This window comes from Streptomyces niphimycinicus, assembly GCF_018883605.1.
Lineage (GTDB): Bacteria > Actinomycetota > Actinomycetes > Streptomycetales > Streptomycetaceae > Streptomyces > Streptomyces niphimycinicus.
In genome coordinates this window covers 21,041-40,414 of the sequence record NZ_JAHLEM010000010.1, presented here as the reverse complement: position 1 = coordinate 40,414, position 19,374 = coordinate 21,041, and the positions used below count along the sequence as shown (strand labels likewise).

General features: G+C 71.5%; 21 protein-coding genes and 1 pseudogene. 13 read left to right on the top strand and 9 right to left on the bottom strand.

From position 1 onward, the window contains the following. Nucleotides 1-65 precede the first annotated feature (65 nt). Nucleotides 66-965: a LysR family transcriptional regulator gene (locus tag KN815_RS00925; RefSeq protein WP_216339190.1), complete on the top strand. Its 900-nt coding sequence runs from the start codon at nt 66-68 to the stop codon at nt 963-965. A 47-nt stretch (nt 966-1,012) separates the two neighbouring features. On the opposite strand, the pseudogene KN815_RS00920 reads toward KN815_RS00925, so the two are convergent. The 4 genes and pseudogenes from KN815_RS00920 to KN815_RS00905 form a co-directional block, all read right to left on the bottom strand. Beyond that, nucleotides 1,013-1,111 (bottom strand): annotated as a pseudogene (locus KN815_RS00920) (NADPH-dependent FMN reductase); the annotation flags it as partial. 5 nt (nt 1,112-1,116) lie between these two features. Continuing rightward, nucleotides 1,117-2,103 carry an NADP-dependent oxidoreductase gene (locus KN815_RS00915; RefSeq protein WP_216339188.1) on the bottom strand — a complete coding sequence of 329 codons (987 nt, stop codon included), beginning with the start codon at nt 2,101-2,103 and terminating at the stop codon, nt 1,117-1,119. A gap of 38 nt (nt 2,104-2,141) precedes the next feature. Further along, complete coding sequence (locus KN815_RS00910) at nt 2,142-2,759, bottom strand: TetR/AcrR family transcriptional regulator (RefSeq protein ID WP_216339186.1); 618 nt, start codon at nt 2,757-2,759, stop codon at nt 2,142-2,144. A 128-nt stretch (nt 2,760-2,887) separates the two neighbouring features. Continuing rightward, a complete protein-coding gene (locus KN815_RS00905) occupies nt 2,888-3,745 on the bottom strand; it encodes a maleylpyruvate isomerase family mycothiol-dependent enzyme (RefSeq protein ID WP_216339240.1) in 858 nt (285 codons plus the stop codon). A 55-nt stretch (nt 3,746-3,800) separates the two neighbouring features. Here KN815_RS00905 and KN815_RS00900 point away from each other — a divergent pair, with 55 nt between their 5' ends. Both KN815_RS00900 and KN815_RS00895 read left to right on the top strand, forming a co-directional pair. Then, the gene (locus tag KN815_RS00900) at nt 3,801-4,148 is read left to right on the top strand and encodes an ArsR/SmtB family transcription factor (RefSeq protein WP_253208658.1); all 348 of its coding nucleotides are present in this window, start codon (nt 3,801-3,803) and stop codon (nt 4,146-4,148) included. Beyond that, nucleotides 4,145-4,579 (top strand): SRPBCC domain-containing protein, encoded by a 435-nt coding sequence (locus KN815_RS00895; RefSeq protein ID WP_216339184.1) that lies wholly within the window; start codon nt 4,145-4,147, stop codon nt 4,577-4,579. Before KN815_RS00900 ends, KN815_RS00895 begins: the two co-directional genes overlap by 4 nt. A gap of 58 nt (nt 4,580-4,637) precedes the next feature. Here the strand turns inward: KN815_RS00895 and KN815_RS00890 are convergent, their stop codons facing one another. After that, nucleotides 4,638-5,567: an SDR family NAD(P)-dependent oxidoreductase gene (locus KN815_RS00890; RefSeq protein WP_216339182.1), complete on the bottom strand. Its 930-nt coding sequence runs from the start codon at nt 5,565-5,567 to the stop codon at nt 4,638-4,640. A 41-nt stretch (nt 5,568-5,608) separates the two neighbouring features. After that, entirely contained in the window at nt 5,609-6,496 is an 888-nt protein-coding gene (locus tag KN815_RS00885; RefSeq protein WP_216339180.1) for an SDR family NAD(P)-dependent oxidoreductase, read from the bottom strand. Nucleotides 6,497-6,567: 71 nt separating this feature from the next. On the opposite strand from KN815_RS00885, the gene KN815_RS00880 reads away from it, so the two are divergent. Continuing rightward, complete coding sequence (locus tag KN815_RS00880; RefSeq protein ID WP_216339178.1) at nt 6,568-7,551, top strand: LysR family transcriptional regulator; 984 nt, start codon at nt 6,568-6,570, stop codon at nt 7,549-7,551. A gap of 200 nt (nt 7,552-7,751) precedes the next feature. Here KN815_RS00880 and KN815_RS00875 read toward each other — a convergent pair whose 3' ends face one another. Beyond that, entirely contained in the window at nt 7,752-8,408 is a 657-nt protein-coding gene (locus KN815_RS00875) for an ATP-binding cassette domain-containing protein (RefSeq protein WP_253208657.1), read from the bottom strand. Next, entirely contained in the window at nt 8,405-8,953 is a 549-nt protein-coding gene (locus KN815_RS00870) for a PadR family transcriptional regulator (RefSeq protein WP_216339176.1), read from the bottom strand. The genes KN815_RS00875 and KN815_RS00870 overlap by 4 nt, the downstream gene beginning before the upstream one ends. Nucleotides 8,954-9,063: 110 nt before the next feature. Here KN815_RS00870 and KN815_RS00865 point away from each other — a divergent pair, with 110 nt between their 5' ends. The 5 genes from KN815_RS00865 to KN815_RS00845 are packed head-to-tail and all read left to right on the top strand — an operon-like array spanning nt 9,064 to nt 14,279. Continuing rightward, nucleotides 9,064-10,638 carry an ABC transporter substrate-binding protein gene (locus KN815_RS00865; RefSeq protein ID WP_216339172.1) on the top strand — a complete coding sequence of 525 codons (1,575 nt, stop codon included), beginning with the start codon at nt 9,064-9,066 and terminating at the stop codon, nt 10,636-10,638. Next, entirely contained in the window at nt 10,638-11,630 is a 993-nt protein-coding gene (locus KN815_RS00860; RefSeq protein WP_216339171.1) for an ABC transporter permease, read from the top strand. Before KN815_RS00865 ends, KN815_RS00860 begins: the two co-directional genes overlap by 1 nt. After that, a complete protein-coding gene (locus tag KN815_RS00855; protein WP_216339169.1) occupies nt 11,627-12,541 on the top strand; it encodes an ABC transporter permease in 915 nt (304 codons plus the stop codon). The genes KN815_RS00860 and KN815_RS00855 overlap by 4 nt, the downstream gene beginning before the upstream one ends. After that, nucleotides 12,538-13,383: an ATP-binding cassette domain-containing protein gene (locus KN815_RS00850; protein WP_216339167.1), complete on the top strand. Its 846-nt coding sequence runs from the start codon at nt 12,538-12,540 to the stop codon at nt 13,381-13,383. Before KN815_RS00855 ends, KN815_RS00850 begins: the two co-directional genes overlap by 4 nt. Further along, a complete protein-coding gene (locus KN815_RS00845; RefSeq protein ID WP_216339165.1) occupies nt 13,380-14,279 on the top strand; it encodes an ATP-binding cassette domain-containing protein in 900 nt (299 codons plus the stop codon). The genes KN815_RS00850 and KN815_RS00845 overlap by 4 nt, the downstream gene beginning before the upstream one ends. Nucleotides 14,280-14,290: 11 nt before the next feature. On the opposite strand, the gene KN815_RS00840 is transcribed toward KN815_RS00845, so the two are convergent. Continuing rightward, on the bottom strand, nt 14,291-15,250 hold the full coding sequence (locus KN815_RS00840; RefSeq protein ID WP_216339163.1) for an ROK family protein: 960 nt from the start codon (nt 15,248-15,250) through the stop codon (nt 14,291-14,293). A 41-nt stretch (nt 15,251-15,291) separates the two neighbouring features. Here KN815_RS00840 and KN815_RS00835 point away from each other — a divergent pair, with 41 nt between their 5' ends. The 4 genes from KN815_RS00835 to KN815_RS00820 all read left to right on the top strand — a co-directional run bounded on the left by KN815_RS00835 (nt 15,292) and on the right by KN815_RS00820 (nt 19,290). Next, the gene (locus tag KN815_RS00835) at nt 15,292-16,062 is read left to right on the top strand and encodes a creatininase family protein (protein WP_216339162.1); all 771 of its coding nucleotides are present in this window, start codon (nt 15,292-15,294) and stop codon (nt 16,060-16,062) included. A 14-nt stretch (nt 16,063-16,076) separates the two neighbouring features. After that, entirely contained in the window at nt 16,077-17,204 is a 1,128-nt protein-coding gene (locus KN815_RS00830) for a mandelate racemase/muconate lactonizing enzyme family protein (RefSeq protein ID WP_216339160.1), read from the top strand. Nucleotides 17,205-17,320: 116 nt separating this feature from the next. Continuing rightward, the gene (locus KN815_RS00825) at nt 17,321-18,154 is read left to right on the top strand and encodes an IclR family transcriptional regulator (protein ID WP_216339158.1); all 834 of its coding nucleotides are present in this window, start codon (nt 17,321-17,323) and stop codon (nt 18,152-18,154) included. Continuing rightward, nucleotides 18,151-19,290 (top strand): serine hydrolase domain-containing protein, encoded by a 1,140-nt coding sequence (locus KN815_RS00820; RefSeq protein WP_372458218.1) that lies wholly within the window; start codon nt 18,151-18,153, stop codon nt 19,288-19,290. Before KN815_RS00825 ends, KN815_RS00820 begins: the two co-directional genes overlap by 4 nt. Nucleotides 19,291-19,374 lie beyond the last annotated feature (84 nt).

Below are 19,374 nucleotides of genomic sequence, written 5' to 3'. Positions count from 1 at the left end.
CGACACCGTTCACGTCCACGTGCCGATCCTGAATGATTCGTTCGACATTCATGGACAATGGAGGGATGGAAACGCGCCGTCTGCACATGCTGGCCGAGCTGGCCCGGCGAGGCTCGATGCGCGCCGTGGCCGAGGCCACCGGCACTACCACCTCGACGGTTTCCCAGCAGGTCGCCGCCTTGGCCCAGGACATGGGCACGGCACTGATCGAGCCGCATGGGCGCAGGGTCAGGCTCACGCCGGCGGGCCGCCGTCTGGCGGAACACGCCGTGACGATCCTCGCGGCGGTCGAGGCCGCACAGCGGGACCTGAGCCCCGACGCGCCGCCGACCGGTACGGTGCGCGTGGCAGGCTTCGCCACCGCCATCCGAGCCCAACTGCTGCCCATCATCAGCGGTTTGTCCACCAGCCATCCTCGGCTCAGCATCCTGGTCCGTGAGCACGAACCCGCCGAAGCCCTCAATCTGCTGGCCAACGACGAGGCCGACCTCGCGCTCACCTACGACTACAACCTGGCACCGGCCGAGCCGGACCCCGCGGTCGCGATCACCCCGTTGTGGACCGCTCCCTGGGGTCTGGGCATTCCTGACAACGTCGCCCGTCCCTCGGCACCGGGCGCTCCGGAGGTCTTCCGCTGGTTCCGCACGGCGGACTGGATCGGCAACTCGCGCAACACCGGTGACGAGACCGTCATCCGGACACTCGCCTCCATGGCCGGCTTCACCCCCCACCTCACCCACCGGGCGGACAACCTCGACCTCGTACAGGGCATGATCGCGGCGGGAATGGGCGTGGGGCTGCTCCCGATGGGCACCTCCACGCGGCCCGGTGTCCATCTGGTGCCGCTCACCGCGCCGGACGTTGTCCTGCGCGCCTTCGCCGTCGCCCGTCGGGGTCGCGACAACTGGCCTCCGCTGGCCCTGCTGACCGACCTGATCATTCGGCAGTCAGCGCAGGGCGCATAGCCTCGGGTACATGCGCGGGGTCATGCCGTCCGGGACCAGGGCACCTGCGTGTCCATGTAGGTGGGCGAACCGAAGACGATCGCGTCGGAGTGGTCCGGCGTCTCCCACTGTTCGTCGGTGACCTCGTCCACCTTGTTCAGGAGCACAGGGCTCACATCTGGACGACGACCTTGCCCTTGGCGTGGCCCTGTTCCAGGTAGGCGAAGGCTTCGGTGATCTGCTCGAAGGGGAAGACCCGATCGGTCACCGTCTCGAGCCTGCCCTTGTCGACCAGTTCGGCCAGCACCTCGAGGTCCGCTCCGCTGGGGTGCATGAACAGGTACCGGTAGCCGACGCCCTTGCGTCGGGCCGCGCGGCGGATCTTGGCGCTGGCCACCGTCAGTGCGGCGGTCACCAGCGGGCCGGCGTCCAGATCCACACGGGCCGTGGTCGCGTCGGGGATGCCCGCGACGGAGACGGTCTTGGCGCCGCGCTTGAGGATGGCGAAGCTGTCGATAAGGTCCTGGCCGCCGGTCAGGTCGAATGCGCCGTCGTAGTCGCTGAGGCGGTCCTTGAAATTCTGCGTCCGGTAGTCGATGACCGTTTCGGCCCCGAGGGAGCGCACCAGTTCCTCGCCACGGGGTGATGCGGTGGTGGCCACCTTCGCCCCCAGCCAGACGGCGAGTTGGATGGCGAGGGTGCCAACACCTCCGGCTCCGCCGGAGATGAACACCCTCTCGCCTTCCTTGACGGCCAGTTCGTCGCGCAGCGCCTGAAGAGCGGTCAGCCCGGCGAGAGGGAGCCCGGCGGCATCGGTGAAGTGCAGCGACTTCGGCATCTGCGCCACCAACGTCTCGTCGACGACGGCATACGGGGCGTAGGCGCCCAGCTTACCCTTGTCCACCCTGGCGAACACCGGGTCGCCGACCGTGAAACGCCTGACGCCGTCGCCGACCGCCTCGACGACACCGGACAGTTCGCTGCCCGCCACCATGGGCAGGTCGAGGCGTTTCAGCAACCGCAGCTTGCCTTCGCGGATCTTGAAGTCGACAGGGTTGAGACCTGCCGCGCGCACACGGATGAGCACCTCGCCGCTGCCCGGCGTGGGCTCGGGGACGTCGCGCAGTTCCATCGCGCCCGCATCCCCATATCGGGTCATGACGTATGCCTGCATCGGATGTACCTGCCTTCAGTGCTTTATTCCGTCCGAGCCCTCTGGGCCGCCACGCCGAGATTCGCGTGGACGGCGGCACGGACCCGGTCAGCGACGACTTCCGGTGCGGAGGCGTCGAGCTTGCCGTCGAGGTGCAGGAACGCAAGGCCGTGCACCAGGGCCCAGACGGCGGTGGACAGAGCCTCCACGTCGGCACCCGGGCCCGCTTCGATGCCGTGCTCCGGGAAGGCTCGCCGGACGAGGCCGTCGACGTATGCGGAGATGGCGGCGGTCGCGGCGGCTCGTTCGGCGTCACCCGGATCGCAGGGCTCGGAGAACATGGCCCGGAACAGGGCCGGGTGCGCGAGGGCGAACTGCACATAGGCCACGGCGACGTCCGCGAGATCTTCCGGCGTCGCGGGCGCGGGATGCGCCGTGGCGAGACGCTCCGCGAGCTCGCGATACCCCTGCGCGGCGACCGCGGAGACCAACGCCTCCCGGTCGGGGAAATGCCGATAAGGAGCGGTGGCCGACACACCGGCCCGCCGGGCCACCGCGCGCAGCGAAAGCCCGCCGCCGTCCTCCTCCAGCAGCTCACGCGCCGCACGCAGACAGGCCGCCCGCAGATCACCGTGGTGGTAGGAGCCGCTCGCCTTGGCCATGGCACTCCTGTCAAGTTTGCGCTGCTTACATTGCCATCGTAACCCGCGATGTGAGCAGTGTGCACATCGAGTCGGTACCCAAGGGGCGAGCTGACCGCCCTGCCCTACGGCCACCGCGAATGGCATGGTCAGTAAACGATCGACACGATCTGGCAGACGGCTTCGGCCAGTTGACGGTCGCCGTCGATGCGGACGCGGGCCAGGGCGGTGTCCGGCTGGATGCCGCGAGTGCACAGGCGCCAGGCGGTCTCGGCATCCAAGCGCACGATTGCGGCGGGACGTTCGCCATCCGGCTCGGCGAGCGACCAGCCGAACCCGGTGGCCGTCGCCGTCCAGGCGTCCCCGGCCGGGCCGCCGATCAACACCTGGGCCCGCCTGCCGACCGGCGCGGTGACCTCGCGCAGAGTGTGGGGCAGGGCCCGCATGAACGCGTCCAGGACCACGGACAGGAACCGCGGATCGGCGTCGGTCTCCTGGCCGATGGCGTGGCGGATCTGTTGGCGATGAGTCCAGAACTCCGTGAAGTCGCGCGCGCTGTCCCACCACATTGGCGCCGGGTCGACGCCGGCCCAGGACACTCCCAGCGACGGTTCTTCGAGGTCGGCGGTCTCGAAGAACCGGGAGACCTTCCCGCCCACCAGGTCCAGGGTGTCGGTGAGCGCGGCCGGGCTCACCCGGCGGTGGGCATCGACCCACTCATGATTGATGCGGTGGATGAACGCCTCCGGCGTCTCACCCAGCGCGAAACCGGGGCCGTCCTGGTGACCGTCCCGGTCCCGGGCGAGGCGTCCGCAGAAGTCGCCCAGGATGTGTGCGGCGAGATCGCGGACGGTCCACCCCGACACCGCCTCCTTGCCCCAGTCGGCGGACGCCAGGCCGCGCAGCGTGGCCATCAGCGCGGCCTGCTCAGGGGCGAACAGAGAACGGGCATCGATCGGAGAACCAAGCCAGGAAAGGATCCGCGCAGGCCGACCCCGGCGAACCAGAGATTACTTAAGCGACTGCTTGACTTTGCGCCCCGCCGAGTCTTCACTTAAGAATGTGCTTAACCATGAAGAGCGACTGGACCTGGTCTTCCGGGCTCTGGGTGATCCAACTCGACGTGCGCTGGTCGAGCGGCTGATTCGCGGACCCGCCTCGGTGAGCGAGCTCGCCGCGCCGCTGACCATGTCGCTCGCCGCGGTCGTCCAGCACCTTCAGGTGCTGGAGACCGCCGGGATCGTCCGGTCGGAAAAGGTCGGCCGGGTCCGCACCTGCCGGATCGAACCGGAGGCCCTGCGGGCCGGCGAAAGCTGGCTCGGGCGACAGCGCACCACCTGGGAGACCAGGCTCGACGACCTCGGCGACTTTCTCGCCGAGCCCGGCCCATCAGAAGGGACCACATCATGACCGTCACGCACACCACGTTCGACCTGGAACGCGTCTACCCCGCGGAACCGGCGCGCGTGTTCGCCGCCTGGGCCGACCCGGCCGCGAAGGCCCGCTGGTTCGGGTCCGGGGGCACTCATGAACTCGACTTCCGTGCCGGCGGGCGGGAATTGACCCGTGGCCGGACGCCGGACGGCAAGGATCTGGCGTTCGCCTCGGTGTACCACGACATCGTCCCCGATCAGCGGATCGTCTACTCCTCGACACTGACTGCCGACGACGCCCTTGCCACGGTGTCGACGACCACGGTCGAGCTCACCGCCGAGGGCGAGGGCACCCGGCTCACCCTGACCGAGCAGGCAACCTTCCTCGACGGCAGGGAGGAACCGAGCTGGCGGGAGCAGGGCACCAGCGACTGGCTGGCCACACTGGGCGAAGAACTCCAGGCATGAGGTGCCCGCCATGAGCGACGAAGACGTTGCCGCGCACGGGGAAGGCTGATCCGCGCGGTCAGCCGGTGGGTGTGAGCAGGTCCTGCGACAGTGTCCACAGGCGTCGCGCGTTGTCCGGGTCGATGGCGTACCGGGCGACGCCGTGCAGCGTGCCGGAGCGGCGGTCGACGACCTCGGTCTCATTGCAGTCGACGAAGTAGCGGCCGCCGACGCCGTCGAGGAGGGGCGAGGTGGCGAGGAGCACGGAGGTCGCGGCGCCCTGCTCGACGGTCTTGATCAGGTGGGCGGGGACCCGGCCGCTGCCCCGGCCGCCGGTGTGGCGCTGAAGGCTGGTGTAAATGGCCCCCGGCATCAGGGCGTTGGCCGTGATGTTGTCGTCGGCCCAGCGCCGGGTGGCCTCCACGGCGAAGAGGACATTGGCCGTCTTGGACTGACCGTAGGCCAGCCACGGGTCGTAGGGGCGGAAGGCGAAGTTGACGTCGTCCCACACGACGGGTGACTGCTGGTGGCCGGTGGAACTCACCACGACGACACGGGCGTTGCCATCGGCGGCCAGCGCGTGGTGCAGACCGGTGGCGAGGGCGAAGTGGCCCAGGTGGTTGGTGGCGAGTTGCCACTCCAAGCCCTGTTCGGTGTACTGCTCGGGGCAGGCCATGACACCCGCGTTGTTCACGAGCACGTGCAGCGGGCCTCGCCAGCCGGCGGTGAAAGCGCGGACCGACGCGGGGTCGGCCAGGTCGAGGTGTGCGACACGCACCTCCTGGTTGCCGGTCGAGGCGGTGATGTCCTTGGCGACGCGTTCGCCCGCCGCCACGTCCCGGACGGCGAGCGTGACCGCCGCACCCGTGATCGCCAGGGCGCGGGCCGTCTCGGCCCCGAGGCCGGAGGAGGCCCCGGTGACGATCGCGTGGCGGCCGGTGAGGTCGATCCCTTCCGTGACCTCGGCAGCCGTGCTGGAGAAACCGAACGGGGTGGTGATGGCACTCATGAGTGAACTCCTTGCTGTGGCTGAAGCGTGGACGACGGCGTTCAGGGTGTGAGCATCCGGTCCTGTTCCACCGGGGGTGTGCCGTCGTGCCAGGGCAGGACCTTGCCGAAACGGACCAACTCGCCGTACAGGGCCGGATGGACATGCTCGGCGAAGATCAGGTCGAGCACGGCTCCGGCAGCCTGGGCCGGCGACTGAGCCTGGCGGTAGTCGCTGAACCAGGGGCGCGAGGTGGCGGTGTCGACCATGCCGGGGCATACGGAGGCGATCAGGGTGCCGGTGGCGAGGTCGTGCTCGCGGCGTTCGGTGGCGACCGCGCGGACGGCGGCGACCTGGGCGACCTTCGAGGGCACGTTGAGCCAGGTGGGCCAGCCCGCCTGAGCGGCGGTCCTGGTGTGGATGGCGCTGCGCCAGGACTCGACGGCGTACTCCACCTGTTCGAGGCTCGCGCCGTCGAACAGGTGGTGCAGCCGTGGATCGAGGTGGCCCAGGGTGCCGAGGCTGCTGGCCACCACGAGCAGGCGGCCGCCCGGGCGCAGCACGGGGGCGAAGGACCGCAGGATCGCGTGGGTGGCGGTGTTGGCGACGTCGATGAACTCGTCGGCCCGCTCGGCCTGTGACTCCCCGGGCAGCAGCCGGGCGACCGCGTTGGAGACGACGACGTCGACACCGCCGTACCGTGCCCGGAGGTCCTCGGCGAGGCGAGCGATGGCGTCGGTGTCCGTGACGTCCAGAACCCGGCCCTCGACGCGGGCGCGGGTGCCGGGCAGCCTGGTGACCTCGCGGGCGGCGTCCGTCACACGGCGGTGGCCGCGTCCGGTGAGCAGGACGAGGTCGTCCGGGGTCATGCGGGCCGCCAGTCCTTCGGCGAGGGCGCGGCCGAGTCCTTGATTGGCGCCCGTGACGAGGGCGATGCGGGAAGCGTTCACGCATGCCACGCTAAAAACGCCGCGGCCATGAGTCCAACGAAACTTTGGCACGGCTAGTATGCGTGAATGTCATGGACTTCACGGATGTGTCGCTGACCGCGCTGCGGGTCTTCCGCGCCGTGGCAGAACAGGGAACCTTCACCGCGGCCGCCGCGTCGCTGGGCTATACCCAGTCGGCGGTGTCCCGCCAGATCGCCGCCATCGAACGGGCCGCCGGCGCGGAGCTGCTGGAACGGCGGCGCGAGGGGGTACGGCTCACCGCCGCCGGCCGTATCGTCATGCGCCGCGCGACGACCGTGCTCGACGAGATCGACGCGACCGCCCGGGAACTGTCCGGCCTGCCCGGACAGTCCGGGACGGTCCGGCTGGGCTGGTTCCCCAGTGCCGGAGCCGTCCTGGTGCCCCGAGCCCTGGCCGCGCTGCGCGGCACCGACCCCGGCCTGCGCATCGTCGGCCGGGAGGGCGGCACCCCGGCGCTGGTGCGCGCCCTGCGGGCCGGCAGTCTCGATCTGGCCCTGCTCGCGTCGGCGCCGCCGTTCCGGCCGCCCGACGCCGAGTCGCCTCCGCTCGCGCTTCAGACACTCACCGAACGCGCGCTGTGTCTGGCGGTGCCCGCCACCCACCCGCTTGCCCACGGCGACTTCGTCGACGTGGCCGACCTGCGCGGGCAGCGCTGGATCGCCGGCTCCTCCTCGGGCGACGACCGGATCATGGGCGTGTGGCCGGGGCTGGACGAGCGGCCCGAGATCGCCCACACCGCCCGCGACTGGCTCGCCAAGCTCCACCTCGTCGCCGCCGGCTGCGGGCTGACCACCGTGCCGGCCGCCCTCGCTTCCGCCGCGCCACCGGGTGTCCGCGTCCTCCCTGTCCGCGGCGGACCCCAGGAACAGCGGCGCCTGCTCCTGGCCCGTCTCCCCCATCCGCCGACCGAGCCGGTCGCCCGCGTGGGAGCGGCCCTCCGCGCCGCGGCCATCGACGCCGCCGGAGCCCTCACCGACACGGCGGAGAAGGGCGCCCGCACGGCCCGGGACATCGCGCGACGGCACGACGTCTGACCCCGACGCGTGGGTCTGCCCACGGCCCAACCCGAAGGACCATGAAACCGCGCGCTTCTTCGTTCCCTCCGGCTGTCTTGATCGGGCTGCTCGACGGGAGTCACGTACAGGTGCGGCTGGGTCGGGCCCGGGACGATGGTGTCGATGCCGGGGGAGGTCCTCGCGGCTTTGGCGAACGGTCCGTCAGAGCGAACGGTCCGTCAGACGGGTGCGGCGTCGAGGGCGTGCCCGGCGGGGCGGCGGGTGTGGATCCACACGGGCAGGGCGGTCAGTGCTCCGACTGCCGTCAGGATGACGAGTGCGGCGGTGAGCAGCCACGACGCCGGTGGCATGACCGTGTTGCCGAACAGCCAGTACAGGCCGAGCCCGGTCGGGACACCCACCGCCAATCCGGGTACGGCGAGGACGACCAGCGGCTTGTTGACCAGAGCACGGGCGATGGCGACCCGCTGCCGCTGCCCGCCGGACAGCTCCGAGGGCAGATGCCGGGCCCGCCCGGCGAGTCCGGCCTGGCCGAGGAGTTCGGTGGCACGGCGGCGGGCGGTGCGTGGGGAGGCGCCGGCGAGCAGTGCGGGCAGTTCGACGTTCTCCGCCGCGGTCAGCTCGTCCATCAGGTGGTAGGACTGGAAGACGAACCCGACGGCGCGCCGCCGCAGCCGGGCCAGCGCCCGCTCGCCGACCCCGTCGACGGCCCACACCACGCTCTCGTCCTCCCCGTACACCCGTGACAGGCCGACCGTCCGCAGCACCGGCGCGGTCGCGGCACCGGATTGGCGGCCGACCGGCGCCGCGCCCGGACTGCCGTCCGCGCCCCTCCGCCGCGACCGGCCCCTGACCCGCAGCCCATTCCTCGTCATTCGGTCCTTCCGCCCTTCTCCCCACGCGAGGCGCGCACGGACCAGGTCCGCTCACACGCCGCAAGCCAGCGCACATCGGCCTGCAACCGGAGGCCGACGCCCTCCAGGAGCAACCCGGCCTCCGAATCCGTGTCATGAGCGAGAGCGGCACGCTGGACCTCGGCGAGACTGCGCATCAGCTCCCGCCGCCGTCCGTCCACGAGCGCGAGCGGATCGGCCAGACCCGACTCGGCGGCGGCCACCAACTTCAGGTGGAACTCCGCCGCATCCGCTCTGGGCCCGGCCTCCTCGGCCAGCCACGCGGCCACCCGCTCCTGCCCGGCCGCGGTCAGCGCGTACACCTTGCGCCGCGGGCCGCGCAGCGGTACCTCATCGCCCTCCCGGACGACCAGCCCGGCCTTCTCCAGCCGGGTGAGCGTGACGTAGATCCGACCCGCGTTCAGCGTCTCACCCAGCGGTCCGAGCGCCGCCGCCAACCGCCTGCGCAAGTCGTACCCGTGCGAAGGTTCCTTGACCAGCAGCGCCAGCACCACGTCCTGCGACATTCGCCAAGAGCCGAGCGTTCCCGGCCCACCGATCGGGTGTTGACCGCCTTCGCCACGTCGCTTAACTTAACCCCACCGCATTCCATCTGACGGAACGGAGGTGTTGTTCAATGGAACGAAGTCACCAGGGGCGCATGGCGGGCCACGGCCGTCCCAGCCGACGCGGCGTCCTGCGGACCGGTGGTCTGCTGCTCGGGGCCCTCGGCGCTCCGGCGCTCCTGAGCGCGTGCGGCACGAACGCCGCCGCGGACGGGGCCGGCAACGTCCTGCGGGTTTCCCAGCCCGGGGACCCCAAGACGCTGGACCCGCAGAAGCAGGGCGACATGGTGTCCATGAACGTGCTGATCAACATGTTCGACACGCTCACCACCCGGGGCCGCGACAATCAGTTGCACCCCAGGCTCGCCGTCTCCTGGACGGCCACCGGCGCGCGCACCTGGCGTTTCGCGCTCCGCCCGGGGGTGACCTTCCACAACGGTGAGGCGTGCGACGCGCGGGCCGTCGCGTTCAGCATCGAGCGGCTGCTCGACCCCGCCACCAAGTCACCGATCGTCGAACTGCGTTACGTCAAGGGCGTCACCGTGGTCGACCGGCTCACCGTGGATGTGCACACCACCGTGCACGACCCGATCCTGCCCGCCAAGCTCTCCCTGTTCGGCGGAGTGGTCCTGCCGCCCCGCCACCTCGCGCAGGCGGGCGACGCCGCGTTCGCCGAACACCCCGTCGGCACCGGCCCGTTCACCTTCGTCAACTGGCGGCGCGACCACGAGCTGCGCATGCGCGCCTACGCCGGCCACTGGAACGGACGGCCGAGCGTCGACGGCCTGGTCTTCAGCCCCGCGCCCAACGCCTCGTCCTCCCTCGCCGCCCTCCAGAGCGGAGGGGTGGACCTCGTCGCCGGACTCACCCCGGACGCCGCTCAGCAGCTCGACGGCTACTCCGGTGTCACGCTGGACGGCTACACGGGGATCCGCACGTCCTATCTGTCCCTGAACACCCTGGAACGGGGCCCGCTCCAGGACCGCCGCGTGCGCCAGGCGCTCAACCACGCGATCGATGTCCCCCTGCTGATCAAGGCCGTGCTCGGCGGCAAGGCCACCGAGACACCCGCCCTCGTGCCGCGCGGCGCCTTCGGCTTCGATCCCACGGTCAAGCCCTTCACCCGCTCCCTGGAGACCGCGCGCACCCTCCTCGCCGAGGCCGGCCACCCGCATGGCTTCGCCACGACCCTCACCGCGTCCAACGTCGACTCCAACGTCGCCGAGGCCCTGTCGGGACTGCTGGCCAGGGCAGGGGTGCGGGCCCGGGTCAACCTGCTCGACCCCGGCACCTACGCCGCCCGGCTCACCTCTGACAACCGGGGCGCGCTCGGCCCGATCTACCTGGCGGCCAGCACCGTCTGGACGATGGACGGCCAGAGCATCGTCCAGTCCAACGTACGCAGCGACCGGCGCCAGAGCCGCTGGCACTCCAAGGAGGCCGACCGCCTCATCGACATCGAGGAGCTTTCCGAAAGCCCCGAGAAACGCAAGCGGGCATTCTCCGACCTTCAGCGGCTGATGCGCCGGGAAGCACCCTTCGTCTTCCTCTACCAGCTCGACAACATCTTCGCTCGCAACGACCGCCCCCACTGGACGCCGGGTTCCGCAGGTGTCCTCGCCATGGAGAGCGCGGAGGTCTCCTGATGAGCGCCCTCACCCTCGACAAGCCACCCACCCCGGCGGACACTCCGTCGCGCCACCGGGACACGGGACGGCTGCTGCGCACCGTCATCAGGCGTATGGGCACCGCGCTGTTCGTCCTGCTGTGCACGGCGACCGTCTCGTTCTTCCTGGTACGGCTCTCCGGCGACCCCGTGAAGATCCTGCTGCCGCCCGACGCCACGGCCCACCAGGAGAGCGTGCTCCGCGCGTCCCTCGGACTGGACCGGCCACTGTTCACGCAGTACCTCGACTACCTCTGGGGACTGCCCCGCCTCGACCTCGGCGACTCCCTGGTCTACGGCCGGCCCGTCAGCGAGATCCTCGCCGACCGGCTGCCCGCCACGATCGAACTGGCCGCCGCCGCCCTGGCGGTGACCCTCGTCATCGCCATCCCGGCGGGCATCTTCGCCGCGATGCGCCGCGGCCGCCGCTCCGACCACACCGTGATGACCGGTGTCCTGCTCGGCCAGTCCACCCCGCCGTTCTGGGTCGGCATCCTCCTCATCCTGGTCTTCGCCGTCTGGCTGCGCGTCCTGCCCGCCTCCGGATACGGCACCTTCGCCAACCTGGTCCTGCCGGCCGTCACCCTCGCCGTCTACTCGGTGGCCGTCGTCGCGCGGCTGCTGCGCTCCTCGCTGATCGACGTCCTGTCCTCCGACCACATCCGCAGTTCCCGCGCCAAGGGCTTCGGGCCGCTGAAGGTGGTGCTCCGGCACGGGCTGCGCAACGCCTCACTGCCGGTGGTGACCGTCATCGGTCTCGAAGTGGGCAACCTGCTCGGCGGGGCGATCCTCACCGAACGGGTCTTCTCCTGGCCCGGAGTCGGACAGCTCACCGTCGAGGCGATCTCCAACCGCGACTTCCCGCTCGTCCAGGCCACGGTCCTGTTCTTCGCCGCCACCTTCGTCGTGGTGAACCTGCTCGTCGACCTCTCCTACAGCTTCCTCGACCCGAGGGTGAGGACGTCACGATGACCCTCATTTCACCTGCCGCGACCGGCCATTCCCCGGCGGCGGCACCGGCCGGCGGTTCCCGGTCCGTCGTCCTGCGCACGCTGCTGCGCAACAAGCTGGCCGTCCTGGCGCTCGCCGTACTCGCCGTGCTGCTGGTCGCCGCCCTGTTCGCCCCGCTCGTCGCCCCCTACGACCCCAACGCGCAGAACCTCCTCCTGCGGCTGCGGCCGCCCGCCTGGCAGGACGGCGGCAGCGGCGCCCATCTCCTCGGCACCGACCAACTGGGCCGCGACATGCTCTCGCGCGTCATCTACGGCGCCCGGGTCTCGCTGCTCGTCGGCGCGGGGGCCGCCCTGCTCGCCGGTGTCATCGGCACCGTCGTGGGGCTGGCCTCCGGCTACTTCGGCGGCTGGGCGGACCGGGTGCTCATGCGGCTCGCCGACGTCCAGCTCGCCTTCCCCGCACTGCTCCTGGCCCTGGCCATCGTCGGTTTCCTCGGCTCGGGTCTGTGGTACGTGATCCTGGTCCTCGGCTTCACCGGCTGGGTGTCCTACGCCCGCGTCGTGCGGTCCGAGGTGATGTCGCTGCGCACCCGCGACTTCATCACCGAGGCCCGGGCGATCGGCGTCACCGACATCACCATCATGCGCCGTCATCTGCTGCCCAATGTGATGGCGCCGCTGGCCACCATCGGAACGCTGCACGTCGCCGCCGCGATCGTGGCCGAGGCTTCCCTGAGCTATCTGGGCCTGGGAGTGCCCAAGGAGACGGTCACCTGGGGTGCCATGCTCTCCGACGGCCAGCTCTATCTGGGCACCTCCTGGTGGGTCGCCGTATTCCCCGGCATCGCGCTGATGCTGACCTCTGTGGCCATCAACATCACCGGCGACGCCCTGCGGGACGTCGCGGACCCGAAGGCTTACCGCCGATGAGCATCGACCGACCGACAACCGATCCGTCCCAGCGGCCGGCGCACGAGCGGCCGCTGCTGGAAATCAACGGCCTCAGCGTCGACTTCAGGCTCGAGACCTCCGTCGTGCACGCCGTCCGGGACGTCTCCCTCCACGTCCGGGCCGGTGAGACGCTCGCCGTCGTGGGCGAGTCGGGCAGCGGGAAGACCGCCACCGCGCTGTCCGTCCCGCGGCTGAACCCGAGCCCTCCGTGTGTCTACGCGAGCGGCGAGATCCTCTTCGACGGACGTGATCTGCTGGCGCTCTCCGAGAGGGAACTCGGCCGGATCCGGGGCCGCGACATCGCCATGGTCTTCCAGGACCCGATGACCTGCCTCGATCCGCTCCAGCGCGTCGGCGCGCAGGTGGCCGAGGTGCTCAGGCACCACACCGGGATGTCCCGCGCCGAGGCCAGGGACGCCGCGCTGGACGCGCTGGACGAGGTCGGCATACCCGACCCGGCCCTGCGCTACCGGCAGTATCCGCATGAACTCTCCGGGGGGCTGCGGCAGCGCGTGATGATCGCGACGGCGCTGGTGGGACGGCCCCGCCTGCTCATCGCCGACGAGCCGACCACCGCCCTGGACGTCACCGTGCAGAGCCAGATCCTCGACCTGCTCGTCACCCTCCAGGACAAGCACGGCATGGCGGTCGTGCTGATCACCCATGACCTCGCGGTCGTGGCGGAGACCGCCGACCGCGTCGCGGTCATGAACCAGGGCAAGGTCGTCGAGACCGGCGACGTCCTCGATGTCTTCGACCGTCCGGCCGACGACTACACCCGCAAACTGCTCGCCGCCACCCCGCGATTGGAGGCGGTATGACCACCGAAGCCGCTGCGCCCGCGCCCCCGGCCGGAAAGGTGCTCCTGGAACTCGTCGGGCTGCGCAAGGAGTTCGGCACCAGGACGGTGAACGTGGCTGTCGACGACGTCTCGCTCGAGGTCCACGAAGGGGAGACCCTGGCCCTGGTCGGCGAGTCCGGCTGCGGCAAGACCACCCTCACCCGGCTGCTGCTGAGGCTCGTCGAACCCACCGCCGGAAGCGTGCGCTTCGACGGACAGGACCTCACCGCCCTCTCCCCCGCCGGGCTGCGTGCCGTCCGCCGCCAGATGCAGGTCGTCCTCCAGGACCCGTACGCCAGCATGAACCCGCGCATGCGCATCACCGACATCGTCGCCGAACCGCTGGTCACCCACGATCCGCAGGCCCGCGGGCGGCGTGCCCGGGCCCGCACCAGGGAACGGGTCGGGGAACTCCTGGAGGCCGTGGGCCTGGACGCGGGTATCCAGGACCGCTATCCGCACGAGTTCTCCGGCGGCCAGCGCCAGCGCGTCTCGATCGCACGGGCCCTGGCGCTCCGGCCCCGTCTGCTGGTGCTCGACGAGCCCACCAGCGCACTGGATGTCTCCGTGCAGGCCACCGTCCTCGACCTGCTGGCGGATCTCCAGGGGCGGCTGGGCCTCACCTATGTGTTCGTCTCGCACAACCTCGCCGTCGTACGGCAGGTGGCCGACCGGGTCGCGGTGATGCGCCGGGGGCGGCTGGTCGAGGTGGGCGCGACGGCCGCGGTGCTGCGCACCCCCCGGCACCCCTATACGCGGCAACTGCTCGACGCGGTGCCGGTCCTGGACCCGCGCAGGGGCCGCCGTGCCGCGGAGCGCGGGTCCTGGACGAGCGCCGCGGACCGCGGGTCCCTGACGGGCGACGAGAGCCGATGACCGCCCGCGCGCTACAGGTGCGAGACGACGAGACCGGCGCCGCCGAGCAGCGCCACGTCGTCGACGGCGGCCGTGCCGACGAGCACCCGCGGCTGCTCGGCGCCCGAGAAGGCGACGGCGTCCCGCAGCCGCTCCTCCACCACGGTGCGAAACCGCTCTCCGCCCTCGCGCGCCTCGCCGTGCAGGATGAAGAGGCCGGGTGCGAAGAGCTGCTGCACGTTCACCAGCCCCAGCGCGAGGTTTCGCGCGTACTCCTCCACCACCTGCCCGGCGAGCGCGTCCCCGCGGTGCACCAGTGCCTCCAGGGACGTCTCGCCGCCGAGCCCCATGGCGCGGGCCCGGGCCCGGAGCCAGCCGGTGGTGGCCACGGTCTTCCAGCAGCCGCGGTTGCCGCAGGTGCACCGCTCGCCGCTGGCCGACACGGTCATATGGGCGCCGCTGCGCCCGCCGGGCGGGGCCATCACCTCGCCGTCGTAGAGGATGCCCACGCCGAGTACCTCGCCCGTGGAGACCGAGGCGAAGGTGCGCCGTCCACGGCCGGCGCCGAACCAGCGGTCGCCGAGCACCTGAAGTCGCGCCCGATGCTCCACCCGCACGCTCGCCCCGGTGAGCGCGCCGAGCCGCTCGGTGACGGGGTAGCCGTGCAGTCCGGGGGCGTCGTTCACCTCCATGATCAGGCCCGTGACGGGGTCGACGAGCCCGGCGGCGGCCACCCCGATCCCCTGGAGTTCATGGCCGTGGAAGACCCCGGCGGCCCCGGCCAGCGCCGTGTCAATGTCCTCGGGGGTGGCGGTGGCCGCGTCGTACGACGATTCGGTGCGGTCCAGTATCCGGCCCGCCGTGGACAGTACGGCCGCCCTGACCCGACCGGGGACCAGCTCGACGGCCCCAAGCCGCCGCGGCGCCTGGGGAGCGGCCGGTTGCGGCGCGGCCTCGGGGACCAGTCGCAACGGAGAACGTTTGTGGGCCATGCGCCGACTCTGCCATGGCCCCGTTTCGGAGAGGTAGCACCGTGAGCCAATCGAGACTGACCGAACTCACCTGGCGCGAGGTGCGCCGGGCCGGCGAGGAGGGCATCGCTCTGCTGCCCATCGGTTCGCAGGAGCAGCACGCCTCGCACCTTCCGATGGGCACCGACACCCTCCTGGTCGAGGAGGTGGTGGACCGCGCGCTGGACATGCTCGCCCGGGAGGACGGGCCCGGCGTGGTGCGGCTGCCGGCGCTGCCGTTCGGGCACAGTCCGCACCACTTGTTCGCGGCGGCCGTCTCGCTCTCCGCGGCGACCTTGGGCGCGGTCCTGGATGACATCCTCGACTCGCTCGTGACCAGCGGATACCGCCGCATCATGGTCGTGAACGGCCATGGCGGCAACGACGAGATCATGCGGCTGGCGGTGAAGCGGTTCGCGCTGCGTTCCCCGGTGACGGTCGCCGCCTGCTCGTACTGGACGCTCACCGCGGGTGAGGACGGGGCGGGGCGGCCGGATGTCACCCCGGGGCATGCCGGATGGTTCGAGACGTCACTCATGCTGGCTGCCCGCCCGGACCTGGTGCGCACCCCCGTGCCCGCCCGCGCGCCGATCGAACCGCCGCCCCTGTTCGACACCCCGCCCTACCCGGGCCTGATGGTGGAGCGCCATGGGGAATGGGAGCGGGTCGGCGGCTCCACGGACGACGCCTGCGACGCCGACGCCGCCCGGGGCGACCGGCTGCTGGAGGACCGGGCGCGCGGACTGGCCCGGGCCGTCCATGCCTTCGACGCGGCGAGCCGGTCACCCCGATGATGCGAGGAGCAGCAATGAAGATCACTGACGTCGACGTATGGGTGGTCAACCTCCCCCTCGTCAACCCCTTCACCAGCTCGTTCGAGACCAAGACGGGCGAGACGCGCACCGTGGTACGCATTCGCACCGATGAGGGTGTCGAGGGCTGGGGCGAGACGATGTGGGGCGCGCCGGTCGCCGCGATCGTCCGGTCGATGGCCCCGGATCTGATCGGGACCAGCCCGTTCGCGCTGGAGAGCTTTCACCGTAAGCAGCACATGGTGCCGTTCTTCTACGGCTATCTCGGCTACGCGGCGATCGCCGCGCTCGATGTCGCCTGCTGGGACGCGATGGGCAAGGCCACCGATCAGTCCGTCACCGAGCTGCTGGGCGGTGCCGTCCGCGACGAGGTCCCGATCACCGCGCTCATCACCCGCGCCGACGCGCCGGGCGCGGACGGCGCGGGCATGCCCAGGGCGATGGCGGAGCACGCGGTGCGGGTCGTGGCGGAGGGCGGCTTCGAGGCCGTCAAGCTCAAGGGCACGAAGGACTGCGCGGGTGATGTCGCCATCCTGCGCGCGGTGCGCGAGGCGCTGCCCGAAGTGAATCTGCGCGTCGACCCGAACGCGGCCTGGCCGGTCCCCGACTCGATACGCGCCGGGATAGCCCTGGAGGAGCTCGATCTGGAGTATCTGGAGGACCCGTGCGTCGGCATCGAGGGCATGAGCCAGGTGAAGTCGAAGGTGCGCATCCCGCTGTGCACCAATATGTGTGTCGTCCGCTTCGAGGAGTTCGCCCCCGCGATGCGGCTGAACGCCGTCGATGTCATCCACGGTGACGTCTACAAGTGGGGCGGTATCGCGGCGACCAAGGCGCTGGCCGCGCACTGCGAGACCTTCGGCCTGGGCATGAACCTGCACAGCGGAGGCGAACTCGGCATCGCCACGGCGGCGCATCTGGCCGTCGTCTCCAGTACGCCCGTGCTCTCGCGCGCCATCGACAGCATGTACTACCTGCACGCCGACGACATCATCGAGCCGCTGCACCTGGAGAACGGCCGGCTGAGGGTGCCCACGGGACCGGGGCTGGGCGTGAGCGTGGACGAGGAGAAGCTCCGGTACTACGCCGCGGCCAACGAGCGGGACGGGGACCTGACGGGATGAGCGAGTGGGGGCTCGCCCGTAGTGGCGCGGGGGCTCGCCCGCACCGGCAGGAGACGTTCCGTTGAATCGTCCATTCGTTCCGGATAGTGGAACGACGATGGGTTAAGCTGAGTGACATGCCGAAGCCGGTCAATACCCCCACGAGCCACCGCGAGGATCCGCGTACCACCGCAAAGGGCCCCGTGGACAAGGCACTCGAGGTGCTGGACGCGCTGGTCCAGCCCGATGCCCCGCACCGCCTGGCCGACCTCGCCGCCCGCACGGGGCTGCCGAAGCCGACCGTCCACCGTCTGCTCCAGACCTTCGCCGACGCCGGGTACGCGGTCCCGGGCCCCGGCGGCAACTACCAGGCCGGACCGCGTCTGCTCGGGCTCGCCGCCACGACGCTGGCCTCCAGCCGCGAGCTGCGGCTGGCCCGCCCGGTCCTGGACGACCTGCGGCGGCGCACCGGCCATCTGGCCCACTTCTCGGTACGGGACGGGGCCATGGCGGTGCATGTGACGCACTCGGAGCCGTCGTCCACGTACCACATGGCGCCGGCCGCGGGCGGCGAAGTCCCGCTGTACTGCTCGGCGGTGGGATGGGCGATGCTGTCGGCCCTTCCGTCGCCGACGGCGGCGGAGCTTCTGGGCAGCGCGCCCCTCCCGGCCCGCACGCCACGGACGGCGACCGACCCGGCGGCCGTGCTCGCGGCGCTGCCCGCCGTGCGCGAACAGGGCTACGCGGTCGACGACGAATACGCGGAGCAGGACGTCCGCGCCATCGCGGCCCCGGTGCTGGGGCCCGGCGGCCAGGTCGCCGGCGCGGTCGGCATCGTCGGGCTGACGTTCACGCTGGACGAGGGCAGCGTGGCGATGCTGGGGCCGATGGTGCGCGCCGCCGCCGGGGCGGTGTCGGCGGCGCTGCGCGGCGGCGCGGGGACGCTGGGGATCGTACGGGGGCGGGAGTGAGCGGGGCCGCGGACGGTCGGGCCACCCCGGGGGCGGAGCGGACGGGAAGGGCCGGACCGCGCCCGGCGGACGAACCGGCGCCGCTGAAAGGGCTCCTGGCAGCCGGCCGCCGGACCGGGATCTACTCCGCGGCCGCCTGGTCGGTCGGCACCGCGGCCGGGCGGACGGTCCATGGGCATCTGGGCACCCGCAGTTGGGGCGGTGCGGAGCTGAACGGCACCGAGCTGTGGGACCTGGCCTCGGTGACGAAGCCGATCGTGGGCCTGGCCGCCCTGCGGCTGGCGGAGGCGGGAGCGCTGCGCCTCGACGAGGCGGTCGGCGCGTATCTGCCGGAGTACCGCCACGTGCCAGGCAAGGCCGACATCACCCTCGCCCAGTTGCTCGCCCACACCTCCGGACTGCCCGGTGGCACCCCACTGTGGCGTGCGCACTCCGACCGGGACGGGCTGCTGGCCGCCCTCCGCGAGCTGCCGCTGCGCGGGGCGCCGGGCACGGTGGTGGAGTACTCCTCCGCGGGCTTCATCCTGCTCGGCCTGATCCTCGAACGGGCCACCGCCACCGGCCTGGACGAGCTGGTGGCACAGCAGGTGTGCGAGCCGCTCGGGATGCGCGAGACGGTGTTCGCGCCGGGACCCGCGGCCCGCGAGCGCGCGGTCTCCACGGAGCTGTGCACCTGGCGCGGCCGTCTGGTGACCGGCCAGGTGCATGACGAGAACGCGGTGGTGCTCGGCGGAGTCTGCGGCCACGCCGGACTGTTCGCGTCGCTGTCCGATGTGGACCGGCTGGGCCGGGCGCTCGCGGCGGGCGGCGACGGTCTGCTGAGCGCGCCCGGTTTCGCCCGGATGACCGCCTGCCACACGGAGGGCCTCCCGCTGCGCCGCTGCCTCGGCTGGCAGGGGCGGGACGCGGTGGGCTCGCCGGTCGGTACGGCGATGGGCCCGTCCTCGTACGGCCACACGGGCTTCACGGGGACGAGCCTGTGGGTGGAGCCGGGGGCGGACGGCGCGGAAGGCCGCTACTACGTCCTGCTCACCAACCGCGTCCACCTCAGCCGCGAGCCCCGCCGCTTCCCGGCGGTCCGCCGCGCCTTCCACCACCATGCGGCGGCGCTCGCCGGCGCGGCGGACGCGCTCTGACCCAGGCTCAGGTTTGTTGGATTTTGATGGGTGACAAGGGCGTCATGTTCCCTTGTGGTTCGTTGTGTTGACACATGTCGTGAT